The following is a 17,820-nucleotide window of genomic DNA, read 5'->3' on the forward strand; positions in this document are numbered from 1 at the left end:
TATGAAAGGTATTAATATAAACCCTTATATATCAATGAAGAAAGCGTTTTAAAAAATTTCTTGTTTTAGTTGTAAGTTTTGTTTTGTTACGGTATATTGGGAGTGTGAAATCGCAACAAGCCACTTAAAAAAATTTCCAATTTCAAAGCCTTTGCTATTTTAAAAAAAGTTACTTCTATTGGGGGGAACAGTCGTGGGACAAAAGGAATCTAGCGAAAGATTCTGGGAGAACTTCCATGGACCGAATATGGGTTATGTGGAGGAGCAATACGACAATTATAGGCAAGATCCGGAATCAGTGGAAGCATCATTGAAGGAACTATTCGATACGTATGGAGAGCCGAGGGTGATGCGGCGTCAAGGGGAAGACACGCCATCAACAGGAATGTCCGAAGCATCCATAAAGAAAATCACTGCGGCAATTCAGCTTGTAGAAGCAATTCGCCGCTATGGGCATCTGGAAGCAGATATCTACCCAGTAGGCGGAGAGCATACGGAAACTGCGGTACTGACCAAGATGGAGGATTTTCAGCTAACTGAATCTGATTTACGGGATATACCGGCAAGCTTTGTCTGGGAAGAGGCTCCGAATGATGTACATACGGCTTTGGAAGCCGTTCAGCTACTGAAGGAAAGATATGCAGGCACCACTTCCTTCGAGTATGATCATGTCGGCAACCATGAAGAGCGCAAATGGCTTCAGGATCAGATTGAGACTGCATCCTATATTCCAGGGTGGACTGAAGCCGATAAAAAAGAAATTTTGAAACGGCTTACAGACGTGGAAGGCTTCGAATCCTTCCTGGCGCGTACTTTCGTCGGTCAGAAACGTTTCTCCATCGAAGGTCTTGAAGCGATGGTTCCGATGCTGGATTCTATCATTAAAGAAGCGTGTCTCGCTGATACTGATGAAGTGATGCTTGGCATGGCGCATAGAGGAAGGCTATCTGTACTAGCACATGTATTAGGCAAGCCTTTCGATCTTATCTTCTCTGAATTCAATCACACAGGTGAGAAAGAGTTGCTTCCTTCAGAAGGTTCTAGAGGCCTGCATGGCGGCTGGACTGGTGATGTAAAATACCATTTCGGTGCTGTAGCGGAACACCATGAAGGTCAGGAAAAGCATACAACTATTACATTGGCTAACAACCCCTCCCACTTGGAATTTGTCAATCCGATCGTAGAAGGATTTACAAGAGCGGCCCAGGACAATACATCACAAGCAGGGTATCCGGATCAGGATCCGTCGAAAGCGCTTAGTATCCTTATCCATGGTGATGCTGCTTTCATTGGGGAAGGTGTTGTAGCTGAAACGCTTAACCTAGGGGATTTACCGGGATATACGACTGCTGGTTCGGTGCATATTATCGCAAACAACCAGGTTGGCTTCACAACAAATCGCCGCGATGGACGTTCAACCCGATACGCAAGCGATTTAGCGAAGGGTTTTGAAATCCCAATCGTTCATGTGAACGCTGACGACCCGCTTGCATGCGTGGCAGCTGCATTGCTTGCTTTCCGTTACCGCCAGCGTTTTCATAAGAGTATTCTGATTGATCTTGTAGGCTACCGTCGTTATGGTCATAACGAGATGGATGAGCCGCGTTCCACACAGCCGATCCTTTATCAGGATATCGATGCGCATGATACGGTAGCTAAAATCTTCTCTGCGAAACTGGAAGAAGAGAAAGTCATCACAGGAGAAGAAGGCTACGACTCTCTTAGTGCGCAAGTCGGTGAATATCTGAAGGATATCTTCCAGAATATGAAGGAAGAAGATGCGAAGGAAAAGCTGCCGAAACCAGAACCGGAAGCTCTGAAATGTGATCTGCCTGATATCCAGACCAGTGTCCCAGCAGATACTTTGTTCTCCCTTAATAGACAGCTACAGAAGAGACCGGAAGGATTCCAAGTCTTCAAGAAGTTGATCAAGATTATTTCTAAACGGCATCAGGCATTCGAGGAAGAGGGGAAAGCAGACTGGGCTGTCGGTGAGATTCTGGCTTATGCCAGCATTTTACAGGAAGGCACACCAATACGTCTGACTGGTCAGGATTCAGAACGGGGCACATTTGCCCATCGGCACGCGGTGCTGCATGATGTCGAAACAGACGCAACCTATTCTCCGCTGCATGGCTTGGATGAAGCAAAATCATTTGCCCTTCATAATAGTCCGCTGTCAGAGGCAGGCGTTATCGGCTTCGAATATGGCTATAGCGTACACAATCCGAATGCTTTTGTTCTTTGGGAAGCGCAATTCGGAGACTTTGCCAATACAGGACAGGTCCTATTCGATCAGTTTATCGCTGCTGGCCGTGCAAAATGGGGCGAAAAGTCCAATATGGCTATACTGCTGCCGCATGGATACGAAGGACAAGGACCGGAGCATTCCAGCGGCCGGGTAGAAAGATTCCTTCAGCTTGCAGCAGAGAATAATTTGATTATAGCGAATGTGACAAGTTCTGCTCAGCTGTTTCACCTGCTTCGTCGACAAGCGAAACTGGGGGGAAGAGAAGAGGCTCGACCTCTTGTGCTAATGACGCCGAAAAGCTTGATGCGAAGTGCTCGTCTGGCAAGTAACCTGGAAGAATTCACAGAAGGAAGCTTTTCGTCGCTGCGTGTTCAGCCTAATAACGAGGCGACATCTGAAACAGCTAAAACACTTGTATTAGGAAGCGGAAAAGTGATGGTGGATCTGGAAGAAGCGATGGAAAAAGAAGCGGGTGCATTTGAAGAGCTTCATATCGTCCGTGTAGAGCAGCTTTATCCATTCCCTTCCCAGAAAATCAAGCAGATTCTTGAAGACTACCCTTCTATCAGAGAAGTGAGATGGGTTCAGGAAGAACCGCGTAATATGGGAGCCTGGACATTCGTCCGCGAAAGAGTTGAATCAATTCTTTCAGAAGGTCAAACACTTGAATATATCGGCCGACCGGATCGTGCATCACCTGCAGTAGGAAAGCCTGCTGTACACAAAACAGAACAGAAGCAGATCATCAATCAAGCCTTAAAGCTGTCCAAGGGAGGAGTTAGCGTATGAAGGAACTGAAAGTACCAGAGCTGGCAGAATCAATTACAGAGGGAACGATTTCCGAGTGGTTAGTAAATCCAGGTGACCATGTTGAAAAAGGGGATCCGGTTCTCGAATTGGAAACAGATAAGGTAAATGTGGAAGTCAACGCGGAATATAGCGGTGTGGTAAAGGAACTGCTGAAGGAAGCAGGCGATGATGTAGAAGTAGGCGATATCATTGCTACAGTTGACGAGAATGGCGAGGCTGGCGGTGAGGCAGACACATCTGCAGCAGAAGAGACGAAAGCAGAAGCGGCAGCTGTAGCAGAAGCTCCAGCTGAAGAGAAGAAGGAAGAGACAAAAGTCAAAGCGGCTGAACCGGCTGCCTCCAATAAAAATACGCTGGCAACGCCGGCTGCTCGTAAACGTGCTCGTGAGTTAGGTATTAGCCTGGATGAGATCTCAGCACGTGATCCATTTGGCAGAGTTCGTCCGGAAGATGTCGAGGAAGCAGCGAAACCGAAAGAAAACCCTGCCAAGCAGTCAAAAGATGATAAACAAAAACAATCTGCAAAGGCAGAATTCGAGAAACCTGTCGAGCGGATAAAAATGACTCGCCGTCGTCAAACGATTGCGAGCAGGCTGGTGGAAGCACAGCACACGTCGGCAATGCTGACTACTTTCAATGAAGTCGATATGACAGCAGTTATGCAGCTTCGCAGTGAACGCAAGGATAAATTCCTCGAAAAACATGATGTGAAGCTTGGGTTTATGTCCTTCTTTACGAAAGCTGTTGTCGGGGCATTGAAGGAATTCCCTTATATCAATGCAGAGATCCAGGGTAATGAAATCGTTTTGAAGAAATTCTACGATGTTGGTATCGCTGTATCTACCGATGATGGACTTGTCGTTCCAGTTGTGCGGGATGCAGATCGACTGGACTTTGCTGGCATTGAAAGCGAGATCTCCCGACTAGGTAAGAAAGCCCGTAACAAAGAGCTTAGCTTGGATGAACTGAACGGAGGTTCATTCACTATCACAAACGGTGGTATTTTCGGATCACTCGTTTCCACACCGATCTTGAACACACCGCAAGTAGGTATCCTGGGAATGCATACGATCCAAAAACGTCCAATCGCGATGCCGGATGATACAATCCAGATTCGCCCGATGATGTACCTTGCATTATCTTACGATCATCGTATCGTCGATGGAAAAGATGCGGTACAGTTCCTTGTGCGTATCAAGCAATTGCTGGAAGATCCATACGATCTCCTTTTGGAAGGTTAAACTATAAAAACCGCCCTCGTTATGAGGGCGGTTTTTTGTGTGCTCTTTTTCTACATATCTTTCCTGCACCTGCACAAACTAACAAAAATGAAACTGGAAAGGTGCGTCGCCATGGGTTTTTTCAAACAGAAGAAGAACCAGCCAGTACAAGAAAAAGTCATACGTGAAGACAAGATGCCGCCGCATCAATCCACAGTATCACTAGAGAAGAACATCCGTTATATCCAGGAAGAGATGAAGAATTCGGCTGATCTAAAAGTACGGCTGCTTCCAGGCAATAAACAAGCGTTGGTTTACTTGGATGACATTACAGATCCGGATAAAATACAACGATATATATTCGTACCGCTAATGGAAATGGATGGGAATATTCAAAGAGTTAAAGATCGGGAAGAAAGTGAAGATCTCAATAAAGCCGTTTCTGCACTTTTGGAAGGTAAAGCTGTCTATTTAGTAGAAGGGGATGCTACATGCTACTTCTTCAATGTTCAGCAAAATGTGACCCGGGCTATCATGGAGCCGATGAACGAAAAGGTTATCAAAGGATCGCATGATGGTTTCAATGAAGATATCAAGCAGAATATAAATCTCATTCGCCGCCGTATTCAGCATAGGAGCCTGACGATAAAAAAGCAGACGGTTGGCGATTACACAGAATCTGAAATTGCCTTGGTCTATGTGGAGGGCATAGTAAATCCAGATGTAGTGAAGGAACTGGAAAAAAGGGTGAAAAATATCAGCAGTGATGCACTATTGAGTGCAGGGGCCTTCAGTGAATATATTGAAGATCGCACGTATAGTATCTTTCCGCAATTTTTGAGTACGGAAAGACCCGATAAAACTGTTGCACAATTGATGGAAGGCAGAATTGCGATTCTTTTTGCTAACAATCCGACATGTCTAATTGCTCCGGTTACTTTCTTTGCCTTTTATCAATCGCCGGATGATTATAATACACGCTGGCTCGTAGCAACTTATATTCGTTTAATTCGCTTGTTCAGTTTTATTCTGGCTATAACACTGCCTTCTTTCTATATAGCAGTAGTAGGCTTTCATTTTGAAGTGATTCCGGAAGCACTTATTTCACCTGTACTGGGTGCTATTCGGGATATTGCTTATCCGCCAATTGTAGAAGCAGTTCTGATGGTAATCGTCATCGAACTGATACGGGAATCCGGTATCAGGCTGCCATCCCCTATCGGTTCTACAATTGGTATCGTCGGTGGTCTTGTTATCGGTGATGCGATTGTGACAGCTGGATTGGTATCCAATTTGATGGTAATCGTCATTGCCCTCACTTCTCTGGCTTCCTTTGTTGTGCCATCGAATGAAATGAGTGATTCGCTAAGGATACTGACATTTCCGCTGATCATCCTGAGCTCTGTTCTTGGTTTTATCGGGATTGCTTTTGGTTTACTGATGGTTCTGATCCATCTTTGCCGGATGGAATCGTTGGGACTCAGCTACTTTACACCTATCCAGTTCCGGGATTTAAAAGATACAGTAATACGTGTTCCGCAATTTTTAATGAAGCGCCGCCCAGAGCAATTAGGATCACCGCGTCCATACAAGTCCAATGAACTGAGTGATGAAAATGGCAGTAAGTGATACGAAGCAGAAAATCACCTTGTCCCAACTTGCTTATATCTTTATTCAAAGTCAAATTGGCGTCGATATATTGAATCTGTCCACAGTACTGCATAAAGCAGCTGGGGCGGATGGCTGGATTCCTTTACTAATCGGTGGTGTGATTTCCACTGTCTTCGTAATAATGGTGTTGCATATCAGCAACCGTTATCCTGGTGAAGGTTTGTTCGATATTTTAAGAAGCAGTTTTGGGAAGCCGTTAGGCAATCTAGCCGGATTCGGATATTATGTTTATTTTCTTGTTGTTGCGATATACCTTCTGACGTCTTACGGGGAACTGATCAATGAATGGCTGCTACCGGAAACACCGATCCTGGTACTCTATCTGCTCCTTCTCGTTAGTGCGCTCTATACTATTTCAGGTGGATTAACTATCATTGCCAAGGTATTCACCTTTTTCGCGGTTATTTTGTTTATTATTTCCGCATTGTTTCTATTCGGTTTTGTGGATGCAAAGTTCATTTACATGCTGCCGATTGGTCAGGCCTCCTTTTCAGGCTATATGGAAGGGATACGAGTCACGATTTATTCGTTTAGCAGTTATGTACTGTTATTGCTGTTTGTTCCTTATGCAAAGGGCGATTTAAAACAAAAAAAGCGGACATTGATCGGCGCAAACTTACTTGTGCTCCTATTCTACCTGTATACAGTCATCGTTTCTTTTGCACATTTTGGATCAGATCAGATTGAACATTTGTCACAGCCTGTTCTTTATATGCTTCGAACTGCGGATTCTGTCATTATTACAAGGATCGATATCTTTGTGCTTACCATGTGGACTGTTTTCGCAATGACAGCTTTTGCAGCGTATCTGTATGGTGCAGAAAGGGCTTTCGCTAAAATACCGAAGCCGAAGAAGAAGATGCTGAATGTATATACAGCTTCCATCATCGTTCTTGCTGTTTCCTACTGGGGAGGACTAAATGAGAAGCATATCAGAAATATCATTAATTTCCAGGATTTAATTACAGAATACTTCACCATATATATTCCTATTTTACTATTCCTTCTATCTTTCTTTCGCCGAAAGGATAAGAAAAAGGGGGCAGCACAATGAAAAAGCTGACTATGATACTGCTAAGCTGCACGCTTATATTGTCTGGCTGCTGGGATACCAGGGAATTCAAGGAAGTGAAGATGGGCATTTCTGCTGCCTATGATTTGACAGAGGATGGTGTTTATACGAATACCATACTCATACCGAATGTACAGAATAGCGCACAAGGACCGGGACAGGAATCAACCCAATTTCTAACGGCAACCGGAAATACTCCCTCGGAAGCAAGAACGAACATTGATAGACGGTTATCATCGACGTATAGTCCGACACAGCTTGATGTTGTTCTTTTTGGAGATAAGCTTGCCCGACAAGACATATATCCATATGTGGATGCCTTTTACCGCGATCCGAGGATGCATCTTGATGTGGTGCCAGTGGTAGTGAAGGGTAATGCAGAACAAGCGCTGAAAGTAGTTCCTAAATCCGAGACGCGTCCAAGTGAATATATAGAAGGTATCGTCGAATCGGAAGTAGAAACAACAAATACTCTTGAGACCAGTTTGCAAGCGATCGGTTCCGAGCTTTATGAAGAGGGGGAAGACTTCAGCTTACCGCTCTTACAAGTCGGGGACGGGGGAAAAACGGTGTCTTATGAAGGGTTGGCGCTGTTCCATAAATCAAGTTATACGGGGAAGGATATTCCTTTCGAACATACGACGCTCTTTTTATTGATGAAGAAGGTTAAAGGTAAAGTAGCTCGCATTACTACCAAAATATTTGATGGAAAGAAGCCGAAACCAGATAACTATACGACCATTAATATTGTGGATTTTTCCAGTAAAATCAAGTCGAAGCCAGATAAGCAGAACAAAGTAAGGACCGATATAACTTTGAATTTAACCGTAATGATTCAAGAATACCCACAGGACCATCTTGCTTTGAAAGATTTACCTGAGGTCAAAAAAAACCTGGAACAGGCATTAACTGACCAAGCAAATGAAACAATCAAAATAATCCAAGATGCGAATAGCGATGTGTTCGGAATCGGCCGAAGCATATATGGTCATTATCCGTCACACTGGGAAAAGCTTGATTGGGAAAAGGATTTCAAGGAAATAAAAATTGTTCCTCATGTGACTGTAAACATCCGTTCACGCGGAATTTTCAGATAATTTAACACTTTTCTATAGTTTGTTTAATCAATACCAGCACTCCCGCATAAGATAGACTAATTATCTTAAGGAGGCTGGCGAATGAGTGATTCCAATCATTTTGCAGTGTCAGAAGAAGACTGGTCCCTCCATCGAAAAGGATATGATGATCAAAAGCGGCATCAGGAGAAGGTCCAGGAAGTATTGAAGAACAAGCTGCCCGATTTGATCACAGAAGAAAATATTATCATGTCTAATGGGAAAGATCTGATCAAGATACCGATTAGATCATTGGATGAATACAAGATCCGCTATAGCCAAGACAAGAATAAACATGCAGGCCAAGGAAAAGGCGACAGTAAAGTAGGAGATGTGCTGGGGCGTGCCGGCGGTCAGCAGAAGGCGCCAGGTAAAGGGCAGGGAGAAGCAGGGGACCAGCCTGGTCAGGACTATTACGAAGCGGAAGTTTCATTTGAGGAATTGGAAGAGAATTTTTACAGTCAGCTGGAGCTGCCGAATTTGGAGCAAAAAGATGAACAGCAGATGATTGTGACGGATATTGCATTTCATGACATCCGCAAGACAGGGCTTGTCGGTAATATCGACAAGAAACGTACGATGCTGGAGGCATTCAAACGCAATGCTTTAAGCGGTACTGCGGCATTCGCTCCGATTTATCCGGAGGATGTACGCTACAAAACCTGGGACGCGATTGAAAAACCGGATTCGAAGGCAGTGGTACTTGCCATGCTTGATACGAGCGGCAGTATGGGAAATTGGGAAAAGTATGTGGCAAGAAGCTTCTTCTTTTGGATGACAAGATTCCTGCGGACGAAATACGAAACAGTGGAGATTGAATTCATTGCCCATCATACAGAGGCGAATGTTGTCGATGAAGAGTCCTTTTTCTCCAAAGGGGAGAGCGGCGGGACGATCTGTTCCTCGGCTTACAGAAAGGCCTTGCAGTTAATAGATGAGAAATATCCGCCATCAGCTTATAATATTTACCCATTCCATTTTTCAGATGGTGACAACCTTACATCTGATAACAGCCGCTGCGTTGGACTGATCAATCAGCTGATCGAGAAATCAAGTATGTTCGGCTACGGAGAAGTCAACCAGTATAATCGTCATTCCACGCTTATGCAGATTTTCCGTAAGATGGATCATCCGAAATTCCGGTATTATGTGCTGCGGAAGAAAACGGATGTTTTCTACGCCATGCAGCGCTTCTTCTCGAACGAAGAGACAGAAGTTTCCGTTTGAACAGCAGTTTTTCACTGCTGTTTTTTTCTGTTTTCAGGAAAAAATCAGATCGAAAAAGCATATATTGGTCATATGCCAAAAAGCCCTTTCTTTTTTCTAAAATATCCTTTAGGATAGAATAGGCGATTAAATGTTTCGTTTACATTACAAATAAATTACAGATATATTAAATAGAGAAGTGCTTTTAATGGGAAAGGGAAGGATTTACAACATGAAGGAAAAACGGATTCTATTTACGGGGGGCGGCACTGCCGGCCATGTAATCGTGAACGTGGCCTTGATTCCTGTATTCAGGCAAGAAGGGTGGAAGATCGATTACATTGGTTCAAAGAATGGAATAGAGCGTGACCTCATTGAACCGATGGAAGGCGTGACCTATCATAGTATCTCAACAGGAAAACTGAGAAGGTACATGTCTAAAGAGAATTTCAAAGATCCTTTTAAAGTGATGAAAGGAACAATGCAGGCGTATCGAATCATGGGGAAAGTGAAACCACATGTGATTTTCTCCAAAGGTGGATTCGTTTCCGTTCCTGTCTTGTTTGCATCTTGGCTGCGTCATATTCCGGCAGTCATTCATGAATCAGATATCACACCAGGTCTTGCGAATAAGCTGGCAATGCCATTCGCGAAGAAAATCGTGACGACATTTGCAGAAACAGTATCACATGTATCTGCCAAGAAAGCAGAATGGGTTGGAGCAGTTGTACGGGATGAACTGATTCAGGGTAATCGCCGGGTTGGTTTAGAACAGCTTGGTTTTTCTCCTGATAAAGCAGTGCTGTTCATAATGGGAGGAAGCGGTGGTTCCCAAGTGATAAATGAAGCCGTTCGTTCCAGCTTGGATACGCTACTGAAAGAATTCCAAATTGTACACATCTGCGGTAAGAATCAAATGGATGATACAATCAAGCGCGATGGATACGTACAATTTGAATATGTGAACGAAGGGCTGAATGATTTGTTCGCCGCTTCCGATTTTGTCTTGTCACGTGCTGGTTCAAATGCCATATTCGAATTCTTGGCACTGCGTAAGCCCATGCTTTTGGTACCTTTATCTCGTAAAGCGAGCCGGGGCGATCAGCTGCTTAATGCAAGCTCCTTTAAAAAACAAGGCTATGCAGATGTACTGGAAGAAGAAGATTTGACAAGTGCCTCTTTGATTCAGCATTTACAGGATCTTAAGGAACATAAAAATGAAATACTGCGAAATATGAGTCATTATGAAAGTCAAGAAGCGAAACAACGTGTAATTGAAATCATAAAAGAACATTCAAAAAAAACCAACTGACAAAATGTCAGTTGGTTTTTTCGTATCCGTTGCGGATGACAGTCAATTCTCCAGTTGCTGGATCGATTACAAGCGCATGTACTGGTACCTGTTTAGGAAGCAATGGATGATTTGCAATCAAGGATGCACTGCTTTCTACAGATTCCTCCACGCTGTTAAATCCATCGAACCATGTATTTGCAATATCTTCGCTGGATGATTGACGTAAGTATGTCTCAACATCTCCACCCTGCTTACCGATCTGTTCCAGCATATCAGAGCCATGCAAATGGTGCATACCGCAGTCTTTGTGGCCGATTACGAAGACTTCTTCGCCTTTTAAGGCATGGATTGCTACTAAGATACTTTTCATGGCACTGTCAGAAGTGTCAACGAGCATTGCACCAGCATTCTGAATGATTTTTGCATCTCCATTTTTCAAATTGACTGCTTTAGGCAGCAATTCCAGCAAGCGGGCATCCATACAAGTTAGAATGACAGCTTTTTTGGAAGGAAACTTGTCCGTTTCATACTGTGCATATGCTTTATCTTCTACGAATTTTTGGTTATGAGCCAAGATGTCATCTAATAACATAGATCGTGACACTCCTTTTTTTAGTTATCTTCTTTAGTTTACCACATAAGGACAAATGTTTATCTATTGCTTATTGCTCAAATTGTTTGAAAATATCGTTGACCTTTTTAAACCGGTATGTATATACTTATTATGCATAAAATAACAATTGAAAGGAGGAGCCCAAAATGAATAACCGGAAAATAGTTTTTATCAGCCAATTTCATAATGGGCAGCTCCTCCTTTGTTCGGAATCTTTTCAGGGATAACTTTATCTGGACGGAGTCTGCCGCATATCGCTTGCTGCTTACTTCTGAGAACGTGTACGTCTGCGGGCGTGCGCGTTTTTTTTATGCGCAAATTCAACGAGTTGTTGATACAAGCTGGATTTCCTGTTCGGCTTTTTATCATAACAAGAAAACAAGGAGGAAAGCTTATGCTGAACGTTCAAACAAGACCATGGGAAGAAGATTGGAATGATGATGGCTAGCTGAACGACTGAGACAAATTCGTGAGAGAAGGTTGGGGAAAGTATGTTTGATGTATTGAAAAAGCTGGATTGGTTCTTCCTGAAATATTGGAAGCGATATACGATTGCAATTATCGCTCTTATTATTGCAAGTCTGATCGGGTTGATTCCGCCGATGCTGATCGGCCAGACCATCGATGAGATTAACTATAACTCATTAACGACAGAAAGGCTTTGGCAAGTCATCGGTTTATTTCTCTTGCTGATCGTGTTACACTACGTCATTTCTTTTGTATGGGATTACACGCTTTTCAGTGGTTCCGCAATTCTGGAGCGGTTGATGCGTTCCAAGCTGATGGGACATTTCTTCCGTATGACGCCTACGTTTTTTGATAAGAAAAAAGTAGGTGATCTGATGGCTCAAGGTACAAATGATTTAAGAGCCATTTATATGACGAGCGGTTTCGGGGTGCTAACCTTGGTCGACTCAAGCATCTTCATGCTGATGATCATTGGAATCATGGGATTTTCAATCAGCTGGGAGCTGACTTTAGTCGCTCTTATCCCGATGCCTATCATGGCAATCGTGATGCATAAATACGGGGAAGCGATCAATGAACGCTTCACAGAAGCTCAGGAAGCCTTCGGAAACCTGAATAATGAAGTGTTGGAGTCGATCCGCGGCATTCGTGTGACCCGGGCGTTCGTTCAGGAAAAACAAGATGAGAAACGATTCCAGGATATGACAGAGGATGTCTATCAGAAGAATATCAAGGTAGCTAAAATCGATGCGTTGTTCGAGCCGACAATGAAAATCCTAGTTGGACTTTCCTATACAATCGGCATCGGCTATGGCGCCTTGCTCGTCTTCCGGAATGAGATCACGCTAGGGAATTTAGTGTCATTCAATATGTATCTAGGCATGCTGATTTGGCCGATGTTTGCGGTAGGGGAACTGATCAATGTCCTGCAGCGGGGCAATGCTTCCCTGGACCGTGTCAATACGACACTGGATTATCCTGCCGATGTAAAAGATCCTTCACAGCCTGCTGATAAGGAAAAGCCAGGGGATATCGTTTTCGATTCCGTTAGCTTCCGCTATCCAGGGAATGATACAGAACGCCTTCAGAACATCACCCTTGAAATCAAACAGGGAACAACTCTTGGTGTTGTCGGTAAGACTGGTGCCGGTAAGTCGACGCTGTTCAAGCAGCTGCTTCGGCAATATCCGCCAGGAGAAGGCAGATTGCTTCTGGGAGGTACGCCGATCGATCAGTTTACATTGGAAAAGACACGCAGCTGGATCGGTTATGTGCCGCAGGAACAAATTCTCTTCTCTAAAACAATCAGAGAGAACATCCGGTATGGAAAACATGATGCATCTGATGAAGAGATATTCCGCGTAATGGAACTCGCGCATTTTCTTACAGATATTCAGAGTCTGCCGGAAGGACTGGATACAAAGGTTGGCGAGAGCGGTGTAACGCTTTCTGGAGGCCAGAAGCAGCGCGTAGCCCTTGCGCGTGCCTTTATAAAAAATCCTGAAGTGCTGATCCTTGATGATTCGATGAGTGCGGTCGATGGTAAGACTGAGGCAAATATTATTGAACATTTGAAAACAGAGCGCCAGGAAAAAACCACAATCATTGCAGCTCACCGTCTTTCCGCTGTTAAGCATGCAGAACAGATTATTGTGCTGGATGCGGGGAAAATCATAGAACAGGGCACGCATGAAGAACTTTTGGCTTTAAACGGCTGGTATGCTAGTCAGTATTACTTGCAGCAGCTAGAGGATAAGGAGGTTATCTCCTCATGAAGAAAAACACCACGGAACGAAGACTGTTCCGATACGCTTTAAGCAATAAAAAAACGATCAGTATCGGTCTTGTCTGTTTGCTGATTGCAGTGGTACTGGAGCTGGCGGGTCCTTTAATAGCCGCAAGAATCATTGATCACCATATCCTTGGTATTGAAGCTACTTGGTATGAGGTAGAAGATGAAACCGATAAAACTGTAATTTACGATGGAAAAACTTATGTCCGGTCTGATGAAATACAAACGAAAGAAGATGCAGTCGGTGAAGCAACGATTCTTCAGATTGGCAGGCATTTTTATTTCACGGATGCGGTTTTGCCTTTGGATGGTTCCAGATCATATGAGAATGGAACAATCACGGTTGAAAGTCCCGTGGGGATTGAAGAAGCAGAAGCTGCGAGACTATCAGCTGGTGAGCTGTACGAATTTTTCAGTCCGCAGTTCCAGCCGATTATCATACTTCTGATTGTCTATGCAGCACTTCTATTCATCGCAGCTATATTCCAGTTTTGGAAGACATTCCTGCTCCAGCAGGCTTCCAATAAAATTGTCCGCAGGATGCGGAATGATATATTTGCCCATACGCAGCGTGTTCCGATCAATTATTATGTGGATCGGCCAGCAGGTACAATCGTGGCTCGGATCACAAACGATACGGAGGCAATCCGTGATCTATATGAAAGGGTTCTGGCAACCTTCGTTACGAGTTTCGTGTATATGGCTGGTATTTTCGTTGCGATGTTCTTCCTGAATGCCCGGCTTGCTGCTATCTGTTTGCTCGTCATTCCGATTTTCTGGGCTTGGATGAAAGTTTATAAGTATTTTGGTACTAAATATAATAAAGTCGTCCGAAAAACAGTAAGTGAGATTAACGGCAGTATCAATGAATCGATACAGGGGATGCCGATCATCCAGGCGTTCAACAGAGAAAAAGAAACGAAAGCAGAATTCGAAGTCCTTAATACCCGGAACTTCACTTATCAGCGTAAGCTGATGAAGCTTAGCGCCTTAACCTCGCATAACTTAGTGACAGTGCTTCGTAATTTAGCTTTTGTTGCATTCATCTGGTATTTCGGCGGTGCTGCCGCAACAGGCGGCTCAATCGTTACCGTAGGTGTACTGTATGCCTTTGTAGATTACTTGAACCGCTTGTTTAATCCGGTTACAGATGCAGTGAACCAGCTGCCGCTTCTAGAGCAGGCCCGTGTTGCCGCTTCCCGGGTATTCCAGCTGCTTGATCAGCCGGGTGAAGATGTGGATTTGGAGGCTAAACGGGAGAAAAACCGTGGAGAGATCGAATTCGATCATGTCAGCTTTGCATATAATGATAAAGATTATGTCTTAAAGAATCTTAGCTTCCAAGTGAAAAGCGGCCAGACAGCAGCCTTTGTTGGTCATACTGGTTCTGGGAAAAGTTCTATCATGAATTTACTATTCCGGTTTTATGATCACCAAAAGGGTAAAATAACGATCGATGGAGTCGATACAAAAGAAATGTCACGCCAGCAGGTTCGCAGCAGTATGGGAATTGTACTGCAGGATCCATTCCTTTTCACCGGTACTATTTTGACGAATGTGACGATGAATAATCCGGATATTTCTCGGGAAATGGCAATCCAGGCATTGCAAGCAGTAGGAGCGGACCAATTCATCTCCAAACTTCCAAAACAGTATGATGAACCGGTCAAGGAAGGCGGTTCCACACTTTCTATGGGAGAGCGCCAGCTGGTTTCCTTTGCGAGGGCTTTGGCTTTCAATCCTTCTATCCTAATCCTTGATGAAGCAACAGCCAATATCGATACGGAAACAGAAGCGATTATCCAACGGGCTTTGGATGTACTCAAACAGGGCAGAACGACATTGGTTATTGCGCATCGGCTTTCGACGATTATGCATGCTGACCAGATTTTTGTCCTGGATCACGGGAAGATATTGGAACAAGGCAATCATATGTCCCTATTGGAGAAAAAGGGACAATATTATCAGATGTATTTAATGCAGCAGAGCGGCATCAAACGTTCTGCCGGTTAAAAAAAGCCGTCCTGTTTAAACAGGACGGCTTTTTTATGGGGGTTATTGTTGCAGAGATTTAATTTTTTTGTAATTATTTTGAGAAGCACCCTTCACTCTGGGTGTTGTATGATAGGCATATTGGTTAAGTATTGGAGTAAGCCATATGTCATATAAAAAAATTACGAATGAACTTATACGAAATTTACAAATGAAATTAGCATGTTACACCCGAAAATTACAATTATGTTACGAAAAATATAGAAGGCTGGAGGTGATAGGTCTTGTATCTACGCCAGTCTAATGATCCTAACCGCGGAAAATTAGAAGAACAAATCAAACAAGTGCAGGCCGGGAATACCGATATGCAAAATCAGCTGATTGAGAGCTATCAGCCTTTTATTGCGAAATCTGTTTCCGAGGTATGCCGCAGATTTATCGATCCTACCAAGGATGAAGAATTCAGCATTGGCCTTTCTGCTTTCAATGAAGCGATGCTTGCATATGCAGATGACAAAGGAAGCTCGTTCCTTTCGTTTGCCAAGCTTGTGATAAAACGAAAGACGATCGACTATATCAGACATGAACGGATCCGCCTTCCGGCTGCTTCGCTCGATGAGCTGTATGAAGATGACAGCGAGAATCCGCGGGAAGCTGAAGCTGCCCAGACAGCTTATAATCAGGAAACGGAAGCATGGTATCGTCGTGCTGAAATCGAGGAGTATGATAGGAAATTGAAGGAATACAAGCTATCCTTTCAGGAGCTGATCCGTGTAGCGCCAAAGCACCGTGATGCGAGGGAATCGGCCATCGAAGCTGCTAAGATTCTTCATCAAGATCATGAGTTGCGGGATTATGTGATAAGAAAAAAGAAAATCCCGATTAAGCAGCTTGTCGAAAAGGTAACAGTTAGTAAGAAGACGCTGGAAAGGAACAGGAAGTATATTCTCGCTATTTTCGTTATACTGAGCGAGGATTATATCTACCTGAAGGACTACATGAAGGGGGTGAGTTAGTGAAGAGAGGAGTCGTCGTGAAACAGAGCCGCCGGAGCACGATTGTGTTGACCAGTGAAGGCACATTCCTGGAAATCAACGCGCAAGGGCAGGCAGAGATCGGGCAAGAAGTCGAATTTAGTGCACAGGAACTGGTTCGGAGAACAAGAATTAGGCATTGGACACCTTCCATGAAAAATTTCATGCGGGTTGCTGTACTGGTGCTTGTATTTGTTCTGGCATTATTCCCGGTTTATTCCTGGTACAACGGCAATAAAGCATACGCTTACGTCAGTTTGGATTTCAATCCGAGCATTGAATTGAAAGTGAATAATCGTATGGATGTCGTCTCTGTGGCAGCTTTGAACGAAGATGCGAAAACAGTCCTAGCTAATCTGGATGATTGGCAAGGTGAGGATGTTAAGACGGTCGCGGCCAGTATTTTGCGAATATCGAGTGACTTAGGTCTTTTAGCTGACTCGGAAAGTATTATTATTGGTGTGAATTATATTGACACTAAGCAAGAGGACAAGCAGCTGACCAATATTTTAGAAGGATCGATCATTGGTTTCAACGATACATTACATATTGCTTCCTACCAAGTACCTGATAAGGTACGTGAAACAGCCCAGGACGAGCAAAAATCCATGAATGAAATTATGGCAGAGTCCATCCTGGATGAAGACTCATCTAAGTCTGTACCTGCTCTTACACAATCAGATTCAGCTATTATTAAAGATTTTTATAAAAATGATGTGGAAGAAGATGGAGCAGAAGCAGAAGAGACTTCCCTTCAGACAAGTGAGGACCCTGATTCACAGTCTGCACATGCTGTGGCAGAATCCGCTGAAAAGAGGGAGAAAGCGGATCAACAAGCAAATATAGCGAAAGCAAAGGCGGAACAGGCAGAAGCCAAACCGCTAAAAGCAGTAAGTGAACAAAAAAAGAACGAAGAAGCTGTGCGTCCAAGAGAAGCAATGAAGGAAGATAAAGAAAAAGCAAAAGAAGCAGCTAAGCCATCCAAGGATGAAAAAAAGCGAGCAAAAGAAGCTGAGAAGCAGTTGAGGGAAGCTCAGAAGGAATCCAAAGCGAAAGAAAAGCAGATGGAAAAAGAAGAGTCGAATAGACAAAAAGAAAATGAAAAAGATAATCGAAATAAATCCGAAGAATCTAAACATTCATCTGCGAGAGAGCAAGGAAATGAACGAGATAATAATGATAAAAGAGATTCACGTGATGATGAAAGACATGGAAATCATGACGACAACTAAACCTTTTTAGGATGAAATAGGTAATCTGTGCCGGGAAGTATCGATTTTAG

Annotated in this window: 12 protein-coding genes; 11 read left to right on the plus strand and 1 reads right to left on the minus strand. The window is 43.7% G+C overall.

All coding sequences use genetic code 11. The features are described from left to right. Nucleotides 1-193 precede the first annotated feature (193 nt). The 7 genes from CHH91_RS12025 to CHH91_RS12055 all read left to right on the plus strand — a co-directional run bounded on the left by CHH91_RS12025 (nucleotide 194) and on the right by CHH91_RS12055 (nucleotide 10,657). A complete protein-coding gene (locus tag CHH91_RS12025; protein ID WP_095223701.1) occupies nucleotides 194-3,040 on the plus strand; it encodes a 2-oxoglutarate dehydrogenase E1 component in 2,847 nt (948 codons plus the stop codon). Further along, nucleotides 3,037-4,302 carry a 2-oxoglutarate dehydrogenase complex dihydrolipoyllysine-residue succinyltransferase gene (gene odhB, locus CHH91_RS12030; RefSeq protein ID WP_095223702.1) on the plus strand — a complete coding sequence of 422 codons (1,266 nt, stop codon included), beginning with the start codon at nucleotides 3,037-3,039 and terminating at the stop codon, nucleotides 4,300-4,302. Before CHH91_RS12025 ends, odhB begins: the two co-directional genes overlap by 4 nt. A gap of 111 nt (nucleotides 4,303-4,413) precedes the next feature. After that, a complete protein-coding gene (locus CHH91_RS12035; RefSeq protein WP_176465776.1) occupies nucleotides 4,414-5,910 on the plus strand; it encodes a spore germination protein in 1,497 nt (498 codons plus the stop codon). Then, on the plus strand, nucleotides 5,897-7,006 hold the full coding sequence (locus CHH91_RS12040) for a GerAB/ArcD/ProY family transporter (RefSeq protein WP_176465777.1): 1,110 nt from the start codon (nucleotides 5,897-5,899) through the stop codon (nucleotides 7,004-7,006). Before CHH91_RS12035 ends, CHH91_RS12040 begins: the two co-directional genes overlap by 14 nt. Further along, nucleotides 7,003-8,121 (plus strand): Ger(x)C family spore germination protein, encoded by a 1,119-nt coding sequence (locus CHH91_RS12045; protein WP_095223705.1) that lies wholly within the window; start codon nucleotides 7,003-7,005, stop codon nucleotides 8,119-8,121. Before CHH91_RS12040 ends, CHH91_RS12045 begins: the two co-directional genes overlap by 4 nt. 81 nt (nucleotides 8,122-8,202) lie before the next feature. Continuing rightward, nucleotides 8,203-9,366, plus strand: a complete 1,164-nt coding sequence (yhbH, locus tag CHH91_RS12050; protein ID WP_095223706.1) for a sporulation protein YhbH — start codon at nucleotides 8,203-8,205, stop codon at nucleotides 9,364-9,366. 211 nt (nucleotides 9,367-9,577) lie between these two features. Further along, nucleotides 9,578-10,657 carry an undecaprenyldiphospho-muramoylpentapeptide beta-N-acetylglucosaminyltransferase gene (locus CHH91_RS12055; protein ID WP_095223845.1) on the plus strand — a complete coding sequence of 360 codons (1,080 nt, stop codon included), beginning with the start codon at nucleotides 9,578-9,580 and terminating at the stop codon, nucleotides 10,655-10,657. A 7-nt stretch (nucleotides 10,658-10,664) separates the two neighbouring features. Here the strand turns inward: CHH91_RS12055 and CHH91_RS12060 are convergent, their stop codons facing one another. Further along, entirely contained in the window at nucleotides 10,665-11,231 is a 567-nt protein-coding gene (locus tag CHH91_RS12060; protein WP_095223707.1) for a beta-class carbonic anhydrase, read from the minus strand. Nucleotides 11,232-11,743: 512 nt separating this feature from the next. Between CHH91_RS12060 and CHH91_RS12065 the strand changes: the two genes are divergently transcribed. From CHH91_RS12065 to CHH91_RS12080, 4 genes are all read left to right on the plus strand, one after another. Beyond that, complete coding sequence (locus CHH91_RS12065; RefSeq protein WP_095223708.1) at nucleotides 11,744-13,495, plus strand: ABC transporter ATP-binding protein; 1,752 nt, start codon at nucleotides 11,744-11,746, stop codon at nucleotides 13,493-13,495. After that, nucleotides 13,492-15,525 carry an ABC transporter ATP-binding protein gene (locus CHH91_RS12070; protein WP_095223709.1) on the plus strand — a complete coding sequence of 678 codons (2,034 nt, stop codon included), beginning with the start codon at nucleotides 13,492-13,494 and terminating at the stop codon, nucleotides 15,523-15,525. Before CHH91_RS12065 ends, CHH91_RS12070 begins: the two co-directional genes overlap by 4 nt. A 263-nt stretch (nucleotides 15,526-15,788) precedes the next feature. Continuing rightward, the gene (sigI, locus tag CHH91_RS12075) at nucleotides 15,789-16,520 is read left to right on the plus strand and encodes an RNA polymerase sigma-I factor (RefSeq protein ID WP_286160771.1); all 732 of its coding nucleotides are present in this window, start codon (nucleotides 15,789-15,791) and stop codon (nucleotides 16,518-16,520) included. Next, nucleotides 16,520-17,770 carry an anti-sigma-I factor RsgI family protein gene (locus tag CHH91_RS12080; protein ID WP_095223710.1) on the plus strand — a complete coding sequence of 417 codons (1,251 nt, stop codon included), beginning with the start codon at nucleotides 16,520-16,522 and terminating at the stop codon, nucleotides 17,768-17,770. Before sigI ends, CHH91_RS12080 begins: the two co-directional genes overlap by 1 nt. The last annotated feature ends 50 nt before the right edge of the window (nucleotides 17,771-17,820 follow it).

Origin of the sequence: Virgibacillus sp. 7505 (assembly GCF_002272135.1) — a bacterium.
Taxonomy (GTDB): domain Bacteria; phylum Bacillota; class Bacilli; order Bacillales; family Amphibacillaceae; genus Terribacillus.